General features: G+C 54.1%; 11 protein-coding genes and 1 pseudogene. 2 read left to right on the forward strand and 10 right to left on the reverse strand.

The window, feature by feature from the left end; all coding sequences use genetic code 11:
- Positions 1 to 119 precede the first annotated feature (119 nt).
- The 10 genes from osmV to F4V72_RS05280 form a co-directional block, all read right to left on the reverse strand.
- A complete protein-coding gene (osmV, locus tag F4V72_RS05235) occupies positions 120 to 1268 on the reverse strand; it encodes an osmoprotectant ABC transporter ATP-binding protein OsmV (protein WP_000593095.1) in 1149 nt (382 codons plus the stop codon).
- Positions 1268 to 1915, reverse strand: a complete 648-nt coding sequence (gene osmW, locus F4V72_RS05240; protein WP_000379677.1) for an osmoprotectant ABC transporter permease OsmW — start codon at positions 1913 to 1915, stop codon at positions 1268 to 1270. Before osmW ends, osmV begins: the two co-directional genes overlap by 1 nt.
- 9 nt (positions 1916 to 1924) lie before the next feature.
- Positions 1925 to 2827 (reverse strand): osmoprotectant ABC transporter substrate-binding protein OsmX, encoded by a 903-nt coding sequence (osmX, locus tag F4V72_RS05245; RefSeq protein WP_023249043.1) that lies wholly within the window; start codon positions 2825 to 2827, stop codon positions 1925 to 1927.
- Positions 2828 to 2855: 28 nt separating this feature from the next.
- Positions 2856 to 3566 carry an osmoprotectant ABC transporter permease OsmY gene (gene osmY / locus F4V72_RS05250; protein ID WP_023249042.1) on the reverse strand — a complete coding sequence of 237 codons (711 nt, stop codon included), beginning with the start codon at positions 3564 to 3566 and terminating at the stop codon, positions 2856 to 2858.
- Between the two features lie 305 nt (positions 3567 to 3871).
- Entirely contained in the window at positions 3872 to 4486 is a 615-nt protein-coding gene (gene dmsD / locus F4V72_RS05255) for a Tat proofreading chaperone DmsD (protein WP_023249041.1), read from the reverse strand.
- A 42-nt stretch (positions 4487 to 4528) separates the two neighbouring features.
- Complete coding sequence (locus tag F4V72_RS05260) at positions 4529 to 5383, reverse strand: dimethyl sulfoxide reductase anchor subunit family protein (RefSeq protein ID WP_023249040.1); 855 nt, start codon at positions 5381 to 5383, stop codon at positions 4529 to 4531.
- A 1-nt stretch (position 5384) separates the two neighbouring features.
- Positions 5385 to 6002 (reverse strand): dimethylsulfoxide reductase iron-sulfur subunit DmsB, encoded by a 618-nt coding sequence (gene dmsB / locus F4V72_RS05265; RefSeq protein WP_023249039.1) that lies wholly within the window; start codon positions 6000 to 6002, stop codon positions 5385 to 5387.
- 10 nt (positions 6003 to 6012) lie between these two features.
- Positions 6013 to 8448 carry a selenate/tellurate reductase subunit YnfF gene (gene ynfF / locus F4V72_RS05270; protein ID WP_053508036.1) on the reverse strand — a complete coding sequence of 812 codons (2436 nt, stop codon included), beginning with the start codon at positions 8446 to 8448 and terminating at the stop codon, positions 6013 to 6015.
- Positions 8449 to 8547: 99 nt separating this feature from the next.
- Positions 8548 to 10986 (reverse strand): selenate/tellurate reductase subunit YnfE, encoded by a 2439-nt coding sequence (ynfE, locus tag F4V72_RS05275; RefSeq protein ID WP_023249037.1) that lies wholly within the window; start codon positions 10984 to 10986, stop codon positions 8548 to 8550.
- 150 nt (positions 10987 to 11136) lie between these two features.
- The gene (locus tag F4V72_RS05280; protein ID WP_077918492.1) at positions 11137 to 11445 is read right to left on the reverse strand and encodes a DUF1161 domain-containing protein; all 309 of its coding nucleotides are present in this window, start codon (positions 11443 to 11445) and stop codon (positions 11137 to 11139) included.
- A gap of 104 nt (positions 11446 to 11549) precedes the next feature.
- Here F4V72_RS05280 and F4V72_RS05285 point away from each other — a divergent pair.
- Together F4V72_RS05285 and F4V72_RS05290 are read left to right on the forward strand one after the other, a co-directional pair.
- A pseudogene (locus F4V72_RS05285) lies at positions 11550 to 11805 on the forward strand (YnfC family lipoprotein); the annotation flags it as partial.
- Between the two features lie 67 nt (positions 11806 to 11872).
- Entirely contained in the window at positions 11873 to 14830 is a 2958-nt protein-coding gene (locus F4V72_RS05290) for an RHS repeat domain-containing protein (protein WP_136058263.1), read from the forward strand.
- Positions 14831 to 14852 lie beyond the last annotated feature (22 nt).

A 14852-nucleotide genomic window follows, 5' to 3' on the forward strand; every position in this document is an offset into this window, starting at 1 on the left:
AGTTTCAGGATAGCCTATTCTGCGGGGAAATGGCGTCAGACGCAAAAGCACTATGTGCGATATAATATTGCGTACAATAATGATATTGCCGGATAGCGAGACACCATCCGGCGGCGGCGTTAGCTGCTTTCGTGAATATTTAGCGCCCGACGCGTGCGGCCTGAGCTGAGATAATCGGCGATGTAATCCTGAGAGATTTCACCGTTATAGCGTCCGTCTTCATCAACGATCGGCATCCAGCTAGTATTACTTTCGTACAATCTGGACAGCACAATACGCAGGTTATCTTCCGCTTTGCCCGTAATACGGAAAGGATGGGTGATATCGGCGCAGGTTCCGCTGGCGTTCCGCGCTTCCCGGCGCTTCACAAATCCCAGTGGCTTACCGTCGTTGTCAATGACGGTAATCGCGCGAATATCGTGATCATCCATAATGCCGAACGCCTCGCTTAACGGCGTGGAAGGCCGCGCGGTAATGGTTGGCTGTTGGTCGGTAACATCGCCTGCGGAGACCAGTAGCAGACGCTTTAACGTTCTGTCCTGGCCGACAAACGACCCGACAAATTCGTTAGCCGGTTTGGCCAGCAGTTCATCAGGACTGGCGCACTGTACAATTCGCCCCTGACGGAACACGGCGATACGGTCGCCGAGCTTTAGCGCTTCGTCGATATCATGGCTGACCAGCATCACCGTCTTTTTTAGCTTACGCTGCATATCAAGAAACTGGTTCTGGATCACTTCGCGGTTAATTGGGTCCACAGCGCCGAAGGGCTCATCCATCAGCAGTACCGGCGGATCGGCGGCCAGAGCGCGGATCACGCCAATACGCTGTTGCTGTCCCCCGGACATTTCCTTTGGATAGCGATGCAGAAATTTTCTGGCATCCAGCGCCACCATGTCCATCAACTCTTCGGCGCGTTGCTTGCATCGCGCTTTGTCCCATCCCAACATGCGCGGCACAACGGTAATATTTTCTTCAATCGTCATATTAGGAAACAGGCCGATCTGTTGGATAACATACCCAATATTGCGGCGTAGCGTTACCGTATCCATATCGTTGGTATTCTCGCCGTTAATAAGAATATTACCGCTGCTGGGCGCGATCAGCCGGTTGATCATCTTTAACGTGGTGGTTTTGCCGCAGCCGGAGGGGCCGAGCAATACGCACATTTCGCCTTCCGGTACGTTCAGGTTGACGTTGTCGACGGCTTTTAGCGGCTGACCCTTTTTCTGTACAAATTGTTTGGTGAGATTTTCCAGTTTTATCATTATCGTATCCCCTTAGGTGTCAGTACGACTTGCAGACGATGCAACAGCCAGTCAAGCACAATCGCCAGTAGACAGATCATCAGCGCGCCGGCAATTAACATGCGAATATCGCTGCCGCTAATGCCGTTTAACAGTAGCAGCCCCAGACCGCCGGCGCCGATAACCGCGGCAATCGCCATCACGCCAATATTCATCACTACCGCGGTGCGGATACCGCCGAAAATAACCGGTAGGGCCATTGGAATTTCGACCCAGCGCAGCCGTTGCCAGAAAGTCATACCAATGCCGCGTCCCGCTTCACGCAGACCGGGCGGCAGACTATCAAGCGCAGTATGGGTATTACGGACAATCGGCAGTAAAGAGTAGAGAAAAACGGCCGTTACGGCGGGCAGAACGCCAATACCATGTCCGATCAGCGAAAAGAGCGGAATCATTAACCCAAACAGCGCGATAGACGGAATAGTAAGAAGTAGCGTGGCGGCGCCCAATACCGGCGTTGCCAGCCATTTGTGGCGTACAATCAAAACGCCTAACGGTACGCCGATGATAATCGCCAGACCGACGGCCAACGCGACCAGCCAGAGATGCTGAAAGGTAAGGCTGGCGAGGTAGCCGGCGTTATCCAGCATATAATGTATCGTATCCATAGGCGCTCCTTACAGTAGACCTTTGTCCTGCAAAAATTGATGGGCTACCTGTTGCGGCGTGCGATGATCGATATCGACCTGGGCGTTTAAGGTCGATATCACATCATTATTGAGCAGGCCAGAAAGGGTGTTTAAGGCATCATCAAGGCCAGGATTGGCTTCCAGCACTTCTTTACGCACCACCGGCGTGACAGCGTAACTTGGGAAGAAGCCTTTATCATCTTCCAGCACTTTCAGATCAAATCCTTTAACCCGTCCGTCGGTGGTATAGACCAGCCCGGCGTCAACCAGACCATCCCGGACGGCGTTATAGACCAGCCCCGGGTCCATCTGTCGTATTTGCGGGCGATCGAGCTGCATCTGATAGGCTTGCTGAAGGGGCTTCATCCCGTCGCTGCGCCCGGCAAATTCCAGATCGAGACCGAGCATCCAGTTGTGGTCAGGATCGTTCTGTCGGACCTGTTCGATTTTTGCCACCATTTGCGAGATGGTGGTGATATTTTCCGCCTCGGCGCGTTTGCGCTGCATCGCGAACGCGTAAGTATTATTCATGTCAGCCGGTTTGAGCCATACCAGACCCAGCTTCGCATCCAGATGTTTTACCGTGTCGTAGGTTTGTTGTGGGTTCATGCGCTTATCGATACGGTTGAAAATAATCAGCGATGTACCGGTGTATTCCCAGGTGATATCAATCTGTTTATTCACCATCGCATTACGTGAAATTACCGCGGCGATATTGGTCTGCGGCTGAACCTGAAAGCCTTTTTTCTGCAAATACTGCACGGTCATGGCCGAGAGAATATGCTGCTCGGTAAAGCTTTTAGTGGCGAGAACCAGCGGCGCGGCCTGCGTCTGGCTACTGAACAACAGCGTTGCGGCAAGCCATCCCAGCAGGTGTTTTTTGAATCTCATTTAACGCTCCTTATTGTTATTTATGCGTTCAGGCGGTATGAGGGCTAAGACGTCGCCCAAGCCAGGCAAGCAGGGTGTCAAGAACCAGCGCGAATAACGCCGTGGCCGTTGCGCCCAGAATCAACGTAGGAAAATCGTTGAGATAAATCCCCGGGAAAATCAGCTCGCCATAGCTGCTGGCACCGATCAGAAAGGCCAGCGGCGCGGTGCCGACATTGATGGCGGTCGCGATGCGAATACCGGACAGCATTACCGGCCACGCATTGGGTAGCTCTACCTGGCGAAGCCGCTGCCATTTTGTCATCCCAATCCCGTTCGCCGCTTCAATCAGTGAGGCGGGAACGGAGCAGAGACCCGCATAGGTATTGCGGACGATAGGCAGAAGTGAAGCCAAAAATAGCGCGACAATGGCGGGGGTATCGCCGATCCCGATAATCACCATCGCTAAGGCCAGGACGGCCAGTGGCGGCAACGTATTGCCGACATTAAAAATTTGCATGACATATTCAGCAAATCCTTTTGCCGCAGGACGGCTGAGTAAAATCCCGCTCGGGATGCCGACCAATAAAGCAAAAAACATGGACGTAAAGACCAGCATCAAATGTCGTTGCCCCAGATACAGCAGATCGACCTGACGCGCTTTCAGCGTCTCCAGACCGATTCCCCAGATAAACAGCGCCAGTAACAGCAAAATGACGATAGTGAACCCAAGTACGCGTTTTAGGGTGAAGGTGTGCATTGCGGTGTGTCTCCCTGTTTGCATGTGTTATGGCGACGTAAAGACGTCGCGTGTTGTTATGCCATGTTCCGGCAGGGTGCTTTGAGCTATAGCAACAGGTTGGGAAGGATTCCAGCGAGGCGTGATTTTTAACACTGTTAAACATCTATTAACAATTGTGTTTTGCCCTTACGCGGCTTAGCGTGACCATTCACGATAAAGAATTATCTTAAAAATAGAATGGCTATGTGACGTTGTCACTTATTGTAGGTAAAAATAGGCCGCAATGGGCGAAAAGGCAGGTAAAATCCTGCCTTTTGTGGGGATTAACGGAATAACGGTTTTACGGCGATGGGAATAATGAGTTGAGCTTGCCATTGCGCCAGAGTCAAACGCGCCAGTTGCCCCAACGCCTGATAAAACGGATGCCCGGCATGATCGATAAATACGTCCAAAAAGCGGGACGACCACGGAAACAGATGCCAGGCCAGGAGTTGTTCACATTCATGATGACGGCCATTCTCGGCAAGCCAGGCCGCCAGCAACAACAGCGACCCAAAATGATCTTCTGGCTCGTTTTGCTGCATTTCAAACTGAATCCCGTTTTCGCGCATCCACTGACGTAGCGCCAACGTAGAATCGCCAAATAATACGCTCTCACGATCCAGCCAGACGGAACCCCACGGCGGAGACGGCAGAGCGTAAGGGCCGATAAACAGGCGCTGCCAGGCTTGTGGCAACGACTCTTCGCTGTGGGTCTTAAACATAGCCGCCACAGGCGCAAGCGTATCGGCATCAAGCGGCCACTGCGCCTGCCAGTCGTCGGTTAATAGCGCCTGAACCAGAGGAGCGGTTTCGTGGCTTTCCGGCGAATAATAAAACAACGCGCCAAGAACACGCGCCGTTACTGCAAAATCATCACGTTGTAAAAAAGTGGTCATTCAAACAATCCCGAAAGGTGCGGGTCGCCCCGCACGCATAAATTAACCTGCGACGGCCATACCTACGGTCATATGCAGGCCATAAAAAAGTCCGCGGCCAATAATTTCGCCCGCCAGCATCAGCACGACACCGAGCAGCAAACCAACAGTATGCGGTTCGCGGCGACGGATTAGCGGACATAGCCAGCAGCCTAATCCGGCAGCAAGCAAGACAATGCGCCAGACCTGTAGCATACCGTAATCCGGTACGAGATGGCTGGCCTGTTGCACGGAACTGTGAAGGGTTGAGAGGGACAGTCCCTGTAGGACGATGACCGTCACGCACACCACCAACGCCAGGCCGCTAATACTGGCAAACGTCACGCTGCAAAATGGGACGCGCGCGATGCGTAGCAGTAGCGCCGCAAACACAGGGCCACACAGGAATGCCGTGAGGAAAAAGGCCAGCGTGGTGTAGCCATTATACCAGGTCGGCACGGTATCTATCTGATAAACGAGCGTCATTGCCCAGATGAATGCAACGCCGAGCGCCATACTGACCAGCAGCCACACTTTACCCAGAGCCGGGGGCATTTTACCGAGTACCGCCACCAGCCACCAGATGCCGCCTACGGCAAAGAACACCGATCCTGCGGCGATTTCATTACTCAGTGCGGAAGCGCCTACGCGGTTAAGCGAGTTAAACGCGCGCATCGGCGAGCCAAGATGCATAATCGACGCGAGGAACCCCAGTCCCATCACCAGCCACAGAAAAAACATACTACGCACGATACGTTGTTTTGCCACATCGTCTTTGGTGGTTAACCAGCCATACCCACTCACGATCAGCGCCCCGGCCACACATTGACCCAGCACCGTAAACAGGACCAGCGGCCATTCATGCCATCCACTTCCCATCTTATACCTCCTTCGGATTGGCCAGATAACCGATGGTGTCTCCGGTCGGGCGGCTGTTGGCGTTGGGTTTAATCACAATATTCGGCTTCGTGAAATGCACGCGCGGCAGCGGCGCGACGGCGGCCAGCTCACCGTGTTTTTTACGCAGTTCGTCTATCGGGCCGAAATCCAGCGCCCGCAGCGGGCAGGATTCCACGCAAATCGGTTTCTTGCCTTCCGCCACCCGGTCATAACAGCCGTCGCACTTGGTCATATGACCTTTGGCCGTGTTGTACTGCGGCGCGCCGTACGGGCAGGCCATGTGGCAGTAGCGGCAGCCGATACAGACCTCTTCGTTCACCACCACAAAACCGTCATCGCGCTTGTGCATCGCGCCGCTCGGGCAGACTTTGGTACAGGCCGGGTCTTCGCAGTGGTTGCACGAAATGGAGAGATAATAGGCAAAGACGTTCTGGTGCCAGACGCCGTTATCCTCCTGCCAGTCGCCGCCCGCATACTCATAAATGCGGCGGAAGCTGACATCCGGCGTCAAATCTTTGTAGTCCTTGCAGGCCAGTTCGCAGGTTTTGCAACCGGTGCAACGGCTGGAATCAATAAAAAATCCATACTGGGTTGTCATCGGTTACTCCTTACGCCTTTTCAACCTGAACAAGATTACTGTGCGACGGATTGCCTTTCGCCAACGGGGAAGGTCGGTGCGAGGTCAGAATGTTAATGGAGCCGCTGCGATCGATTTTGTCGCCAAACATGTCGGCATTTAACCAGGCGCCCTGGCCGATAGCGGTGACGCCAGGCAATATGCGCGGCGTGACTTTTGCCGGAATGAGCATCTGTCCGTTCTGGTTAAAGACCCGCACGGTGTCGCCGTGCTGAATGCCGCGCACTTGCGCATCAATCGGGTTGATCCAGATCTCCTGCGGACATGCCTGTTGCAGGACGTCGATATTGCCGTAGCTGGAGTGGGTACGCGCTTTATAGTGGAAGCCGGTTAGCTGTAGCGGGTAGCGCTGACGAAGCGGATCGTCCCAACCGTCAAAGCCTGGCGTATAGGCGGGTAAAGGATGGATAATCTCATCTTTCTTCAGCTCCCACGTGTCGGCGAGGGTTGCCAGCCGCTCGGAATAGATTTCGATTTTACCGGACGGCGTTTTCAGTGGATTTGCGGCAGGGTCTTCGCGGAATGAGCGGAAAGCGACGTAGTGCTCCTCCGGGCATTTTTTCTTGAAAATCCCTGTCTGTTTCATCTCTTCGTAATCCGGCATTTCCGGATTACGCGCTTTGGTTTTTGCGTGCAGGTATTTGACCCACTCATGCTGCGTGCGGCCTTCTGTGAAGGTCTGGTATACGTCCGGACCAAGCCGTTTAGCCACTTCACTGAGCGTCCAGTAAATGGGCTTTCTTTCAAATTTCGGCGAGGTGGCGGGCTGACCAAGAATGACATAGCCCATATTGCCTGCGGATTCGTGGGAAATCAGATCTTCCTGCTCGGTCGGCATTAAATCAGGCAGCAGAATGTCGCAATATTTTGCCGATGCGGTCATAAAGTGCTCAATGCCGACGATCATTTCACATTTACTGTCGTCCTGAAGCACCTCGTGGGTGTGGGCGATATCGCCGTGCTGATTGATCAGCGTATTACTGGCGTAGCACCATAAAAATTTGATCGGCACGTCGAGCTTGTCTTTTCCGCGCACGCCGTCGCGTGTGGCGGTCATTTCCGCGCCATGATCGATAGCGTCGGTCCAGGTAAAGACCGAAATCTGGGTTTTTACCGGGTTCTCCAGCATAGAAAACCATTCGACGCCCAGATCCCAGGTGCCTTCGCGCACGCCGGAATTACCGCCATTTATGCCGACGTTACCGGTGAGTACAGACAACATGGCGATTGCGCGTGCGGTCTGTTCGCCGTTAGAGTGGCGTTGAGGTCCCCAGCCCTGGCAAATATAAGCCGGTTTCGCCGAGCCGATTTCCCGCGCCAGTTGAATGATTTTTTCCGCCGGAATACTGGTAATCTGCGCGGCCCATTGCGGCGTTTTCGCGATACCGTCTTCGCCCTGACCCAAAATATAGGCTTTATAGTGTGCGTTACGCGGGGCTGAGGCGGGCAGAGTGGTTTCGTCGTAGCCGATGCAGTATTTATCCAGAAACGGTTTATCAATAAGATCTTCGGTAATCAGCACCCAGCCGATTGCCGCCGCCAGCGCGCCATCGGTACCAGGGCGAATCGGCAGCCACTCGTCTTCGCGACCGGCGGCAGTGTCGTTATAACGCGGGTCGATCACGATCATCCGGGCGCTGGAGCGCTCGCGCGCCTGTTCGACATAGTATGTCACGCCGCCGCCGCTCATACGTGTTTCAGCGGGGTTATTGCCAAACATCACCACCAGTTTTGTATTGGCGATATCATCCGGACTGTTGCCGTCATTGCCACCGAACATATAGCTCATGGCCGCGCTGATTTGGGCGGTGCTGTAGCTACCGTAACGGCTGAGATAGCCGCCGCAGGCGTTCATCAGGCGATACGGTACGTTAGAATTGGTAATATTGCCGCCGTCCACACCGGTACCGTAAAGCACATGTATCGCTTCGTTGCCGTAGTCCTTGAGGATACGTTTCAGGTTATCGCCGATGGTATCCAACGCTTCATCCCAACTGATACGTTCGAATTTGCCTTCTCCACGTTTACCAACGCGTTTCATCGGATATTTCAGGCGATCGGGATGATTCATCCGGCGACGAATAGAACGACCGCGCAGGCAGGCGCGTACCTGATGGTTGCCATATTCATCGTTGCCCGTGGTATCCGACTCAACCCAATATACGGTGTCATCTTTTACGTGCAGGCGCAGCAGGCAGCGGCTGCCGCAGTTAACGGTACATGAACTCCAGACCGCTTTTTCTGCAACGTTGCCGGATGCGAGGCCTGCTGCGGCGTGGGCGATGCGGGAGAACGGAAGGGTGAAAGCGCTACTGGCAAGCGCAAGGCTACTGATGGCGGAGGTTTTCACCAGGCTTCGTCGGCTGATACTGGCCGCCATTAATGCCTCAGGGGTGGTGATTTTCATAACAGCTCACTATGCTCATCCAAAAAAAGAGTTTTAAATGTTGTTGTGTTCGCAAAACGGGGAGCTCCGGGAGCGCAAAAACGCCCCGGAGCAGGCGGCTTAGATTTTTTCGATTTCCACCAGATTTGTATGTTGAGGATTCCCTTTTGCCAGGGGGGAAGGACGCTGCGTCGTGAGCGTATTGATGCAGGCGCCGTGGTCAATTTTATCGCCAGTCATATCCGCATTATGCCATGCGCCCTGGCCCATCGCGCTGACGCCCGGCAGAATACGTGGCGTGACTTTGGCGGATAGACGTACCTCTCCACGATCGTTAAAGACGCGAACCCTATCGCCATTCGCGATGCCGCGTTTTTGCGCATCAAGCGGATTTATCCACACTTCCTGGCGACAGGCGGCCTGCAAAACATCAATATTGCCGTAGCTTGAATGGGTACGGGATTTATAGTGAAAGCCAAACAGCTGTAGCGGGAAGGTGCTCCGTTTTGGATCGTCCCATCCTTCAAAGGTGGGGGTATAAATCGGCAGTGGGCTTATCACATCACCTTCCGCCAGCTCCCAGGTACTGGCGATGTGAGCGAGTTTGCTGGAGTAGATTTCGATTTTACCGGACGGTGTTTTTAACGGATTGGCCTGCGGATCTTCACGAAATTTTTTATAGGCGACAAAATGGCCGTTGGGATCTTTGCGTTTATAGATGCCCATTTTTTTCAGCTCGTCATAAGCGGGTAATGCCGGGTCTCTTGCCTGCATTTTGGCGTACAGATATTGCAGCCACTGCGCCTGTGTACGGTCTTCGGTAAAGCGCTGATACACATCGTCGCCGAGACGTCTGGCGATTTCGCTGAGTACCCAGTAGATGGGCTTGCGCTCGAACTTAGGCGTCGTCGCCGGTTGGATAAAAATCAGATATCCCATATTACCGGCGTAATCATTGGGGATGATATCTTCCTGTTCGACGGTCATGAGATCCGGCAGCAGAATATCGGCGTACTTCGCGGAAGAGGTCATAAAGTTGTCGATGACCACAATCATTTCGCATTTCGCTTCATCCTGAAGAATTTCATGGGTTTTATTAATATCCGAATGCTGATTAGTCAGGGTGTTGCCAGCGTAGTTCCATAGAAATTTGATCGGGACATCCAGCTTATCTTTGCCGCGTACGCCGTCGCGCAGGGCGGTCATTTCCGGGCCACGCGCAATGGCGTCTGTCCAGCTAAAGCAGGAGATGGCGGTTTTAACGGGGTTGTCCAGGACAGGCAGACGTTCAATAGTAATGGTGTAAGTGGATTCGCGTGCGCCGCTATTACCGCCATGAATACCGACGTTGCCGGTTAGAATCGGCAACATGGCGATAGCGCGAGCGGTTTGTTCGCCGTTCGCCTGACGCTGCGGCCCCCAACCCTGACAGATGTAGGCCGGCTTAACGCTGCCTATCTCGCGCGCCAGTTTGATAATCCGATCGGCGGGGATGCCGGTAATATGTGATGCCCACTGCGGCGTTTTGGCGATGCCGTCCTCACCATGGCCCAAAATATAAGCCTTATAATGGCCATTTGGAGGCGCGTCAGCCGGAAGGGTCTTTTCATCGTAGCCGATACAATAGTTGTCGAGAAAAGGCTGGTCGACGAGATTTTCGTTAATCAACACCCAGGCAATTCCCGCCACCAGCGCGGCGTCGGTACCAGGGCGAATCGGTATCCACTCGTCTTCACGTCCGGCGGCGGTATCGGTATAGCGCGGATCTATCACGATCATGCGCGCATTTGAGCGTTCACGCGCTTGCTCCAGAAACCAGGTAATACCGCCGCCGCTCATGCGAGTTTCAGCGGGATTATTGCCGAACATGACCACCAGTTTACTGTTTTCGATATCAGACGTGCTGTTGCCGTCGTTGGAGCCATAGGTGTAGGGCATGGCGCAAGAAATTTGCGCGGTACTGTATGAGCCGTATTGATTCAACGAACCGCCGTAGCAGTTCATTAAACGCTTCACCGGCGAGGCGGCAGGTGACGAGCGGGTTATGTTGCCGCCTACGATGCCGGATGAATAGTGGATATAGACAGCTTCATTGCCATAGGTCTCCACCGTTTTTTTCAACCTGGCGCTAATGGTGTCCAACGCTTCCTGCCAGCTAATGCGTTCAAATTTACCTTCGCCACGGCGACCAACGCGTTTCATGGGATAGTTAAGGCGATCCGGATGATTAATACGCCGACGGATTGAACGGCCCCGCAGACAGGCGCGAACCTGATGATTGCCGTAAACATCGTCGCCAGTGTTATCAGTTTCAACCCACCAGACTTCATTATCTTTTACGTGCAGACGCAAGGCGCAGCGACTGCCGCAGTTGACAGAACAGGCGCCCCAGACGATTTTATCTTTTTCGTCGCGCACTGCTTGCTGTACTGCTGCGGCCGCGGTACGCATCCCAAACGGCAAAGATACGCCTCCGGCAGCCAGCGCCAGTGAGCCAAGCGCCGCTGATTTCACTAACGTCCTGCGGCTAACGCCTGTTTGTTGCTTTTCTCCGGGCATCACTCACTCCATTATCGTTTCGCTATATATTGATATCTATAGCGAAATTATTATCATGCTAATGATATAATGAGTTTACCCCTTTGGGAGTAAGGGTTATTAATCCATGTCAAAGAGCATTACCCTCCGGACCCGGAGGGTAGGAGGATTTTATTGCGGTTCGGCGGATGAACCGTCCTGAGCGGGTGGGGTATTGGCTGGCGCATTGCCGCTGTTGGTGCGGGTATAAAGGATTTTATGCGTGTCGTTCGCGCAATGACCCACCACCTGTGAATCCGGCTGATCGGCCTGGTCGTTAGGAACAATAGTGAGCGTAAAATTATCCGCCGGTACGCCGTTATTGATGATACGTTGTTCAATATCGCTTTTTACTCTCTCGCACGATCCCGGTGCCGCCATCACCAGCGAGGGGGCGCTAATTAACGCCAGAGCGGCTATTGCAGTTGCGATTTTCATCATGAACTCCTGTGATTAATGACGATGTTCTAAGCTTAGCATTTTTCGTGTAAATAACTGTATTTACTAATATGATTGATAAATATCGTTTCATCCTGGTGACACGCGTGAAGAAACCCATTTTACTGACGTTATTGTGCATGATGCCAGCAGGTTGAGATAACCCGAAATCCTCTGGGTCTTATACGCCGGAAATGGCCCGTTTTTCGAATGAATTTGATTTTGATCCAACGTGGTCCGGTAAAGGATTTCAGCCAGACGTTGATGAATGAGAACGGCGAGGTGGCGAAGCAGGTCACCGGTACGCTTTCACAGGATGGCTGTTTTGATACGCTTGAGTTACACGAGCTGGAGAATAATTCTCTTGATTGCGTTATGATTCCCAGCCCAGTCAGCCTGACTGGCAGCATAACCTAAACAGGAAAATACCATGAGCACTTCGTTGTTCAGTAACACCCCGACGGTCACGGTCCTCGACAACCGCGGACTGACCGTGCGCGACAACGCGTATTACCGCCACCCCGACTCCCCGCATGTGACCAGTGAGCGCATCACCCGCCATCAGTACGACGCCTGCGGCTTTCTGACGCAGAGCGCCGACCCGCGCCTGAATGAGGCCGGGCTGGTAAACTTCAGTTTCCTCACGGACCTGGCCGGCAACGTCCTGCGCACGCACGGGGTGGATAACGGCATCACTGTGGCGCTGAACGACGCCGCAGGCCGGCCGTTTATGACCGTCAGTAATATCGGCACTGCTGACGACGGCACGGAAGACGCCAGTCAGGCAATGACCCGCACCTGGCAGTATGAAGGTGTCTCTCTGCCGGGCCGCCCGGTGGGCATTACGGAGCAGGTCTCCGGCGAAGCCGCGCGTATCACGGAGCGCTTCGTCTGGGCCGGCAACTCTCCTGAGGAGAAGGCGCTGAATCTGGCAGGCCAGTGTGTCAGCCATTACGACACCGCAGGCCTGATGCAGACTGACAGCGTGGCCCTGACCGGCGTACCGCTCTCCGTCACCCGCCGTCTGCTGAAGGATGCGGACAACCCCGATATCGTGGCCGACTGGCAGGGTACGGATGCCTCCGTCCGGAACACGCTGCCCGGTGACGGGGGGTTCACCACCCTGACCACCACTGACGCCACCGGGGCGGTGCTGACCACGACGGATGCACAGGGTAACAGGCAGCGGGTGGCATACGATGTGGCAGGCCTGCTCTCGGGCAGATGGCTGACGCTGAAGGATGGTACGGAACAGGTTATCGTGAAGTCCCTGACGTATTCCGCCGCCGGGCAGAAGCTGCGCGGGGAGCACGGCAACGGCGTGGTGACCACGTACGAATACGAGCCACAGACGCAGCGCCTGGTCGGGATTAAAACGGAACGTCCGGCCGGCCACGCCGCAGGCGCAAAGGTACTGCAGGACCTGCGCTACGAGTACGACCCGGTGGGCAACGTGCTGAAAATCAGCAACGACGCGGAAGAGACCCGCTTCTGGCGCAACCAGAAAGTGGTGCCGGAGAACAGGTATACCTGTGACAGCCTGTACCGGCTGGTCAGCGCCACCGGGCGCGAAATGGCAAACGCCGGTCGGCAGGGCTGTAATCTCCCCTCAGCCACCATTCCCCTTCCCGCAGACAGTTCCGCATACACAAACTACACCCGTACCTATACCTACGACAGCGCCGGAAATCTGACGCAGATAAGCCACAGCGCCCCGGCCACGGGCAACAATTACACCACGGACATCACGGTGAGCGACCGCAGCAACCGGGGCGTGCTGAGCACGCTGACGGAAAATCCGTCAGGGGTGGACGCGCTGTTCACTGCGGGGGGACAACAGAAGCAGCTCCAGCCGGGGCAGAACCTGGTCTGGACGCCGCGCAACGAGCTGCTGAAGGTGACGCCGGTGGTGCGTGACGGCAGTACGGATGACCGGGAGAGCTACCGGTATGACGGTGGCAGCCAGCGCTGCCTGAAGGTGAGTGTGCAGAACACCGGCAGCAGCACGCAGACGCAGCGTACGCTGTACCTGCCCGGGCTGGAGCTGCGGACCACAGTCAGCGGCGGTAAGGAAACGGAGAGTCTGGAGGTAATCACGGTGGGCGAGGCAGGATGTGCGCAGGTGCGGGTACTGCACTGGACAGCAGGCAGGCCGGCGGAACTCACCGGCGACCAGACCAGATACAGCTATGACAACCTGACCGGGAGCAGCGGTCTGGAGCTGGACGGCGACGGGAATATCATCAGCATGGAAGAGTATTATCCGTACGGCGGTACGGCCGTTCTGACGGCGCGCAGCCAGACCGGGGCGGATTACAAAACCGTGCGTTACTCGGGCAAGGAGCGTGACGCGACGGGGCTGTATTACTACGGATACCGTTATTACCAGCCGTGGGCGGGACGCTGGCTGGGTGCAGACCCGGCGGGGACGGCGGACGGGCTGAACCTGTTCAGGATGGTACGGAATAATCCCGTCACGTTGATTGACAGCAATGGGTTGCTCAGTACTGGTCAGGAAGCCCGAAAATTAGTGGGCGAAGCATTTGTTCACCCTTTGCATATGCCTGTCTTTGAACGAATTTCTTTAGAGGAAAATCTTTCAATGAGCGTAAGGGAGGCGGGCATTTATACTATTTCAGCACTCGGTGAAGGTGCGGCAGCAAAAGGCCATAATATTCTTGAGAAGACTATTAAACCTGGTTCACTAAAGGCTATCTATAGTGATAACGCTGAATCTATTCTTGGGCAGGCAAAACGTAGCGGTTTCGTTGGCCGAGTAGGTCAGTGGGATGCATCTGGCGTACGGGGAATTTATGCACACAACAGACTGGGTGGTGAGGATTTGGCTTATCCAGTCAGCCTGGAAAATACTTTTGCTAATGAACTTGTTAATGCATGGATAAAATTTAAAATCATCACGCCCTATACCGGTGATTATGACATGCACGATATTATTAAATTCTCTCATGGGAAAGGGCATGTTCCCATGGCGGAAAGTAATGAGGAAAGAGGAGTAAAGGATTTAATTAATAAAGGTATTGCGAAAGTCGATCCTTCCAGACCCTTTGAGTATACAGCGATGAACGTTATTCGCCATGGTCCTCAGGTAAACTTTGTTCCCTATATGTGGGAACATGAGCACGATAAAGTTGTAAAGGATAATGGTTATCTGGGAGTGGTAGCTCGTCCGGGGCCATTCCCTGTGGCAATGGTACATCAGGGCGAATGGACTGTTTTTGACAATAGTAAGGAACTGTTTAATTTTTATAAATCTACAAACACCCCTCTTCCTGAACACTGGTCCCAGGATTTTGTTGATAGAGGGAAAGGAATGGTTGCAACTCCCCGACACGCTGAACTTCTTGATAAACGGCGAAACATGCATTAATCATAACGACTTTATACCTTAT

Origin of the sequence: Salmonella enterica subsp. diarizonae (genome assembly GCF_008692785.1) — a bacterium.
Classification (GTDB): domain Bacteria; phylum Pseudomonadota; class Gammaproteobacteria; order Enterobacterales; family Enterobacteriaceae; genus Salmonella; species Salmonella diarizonae.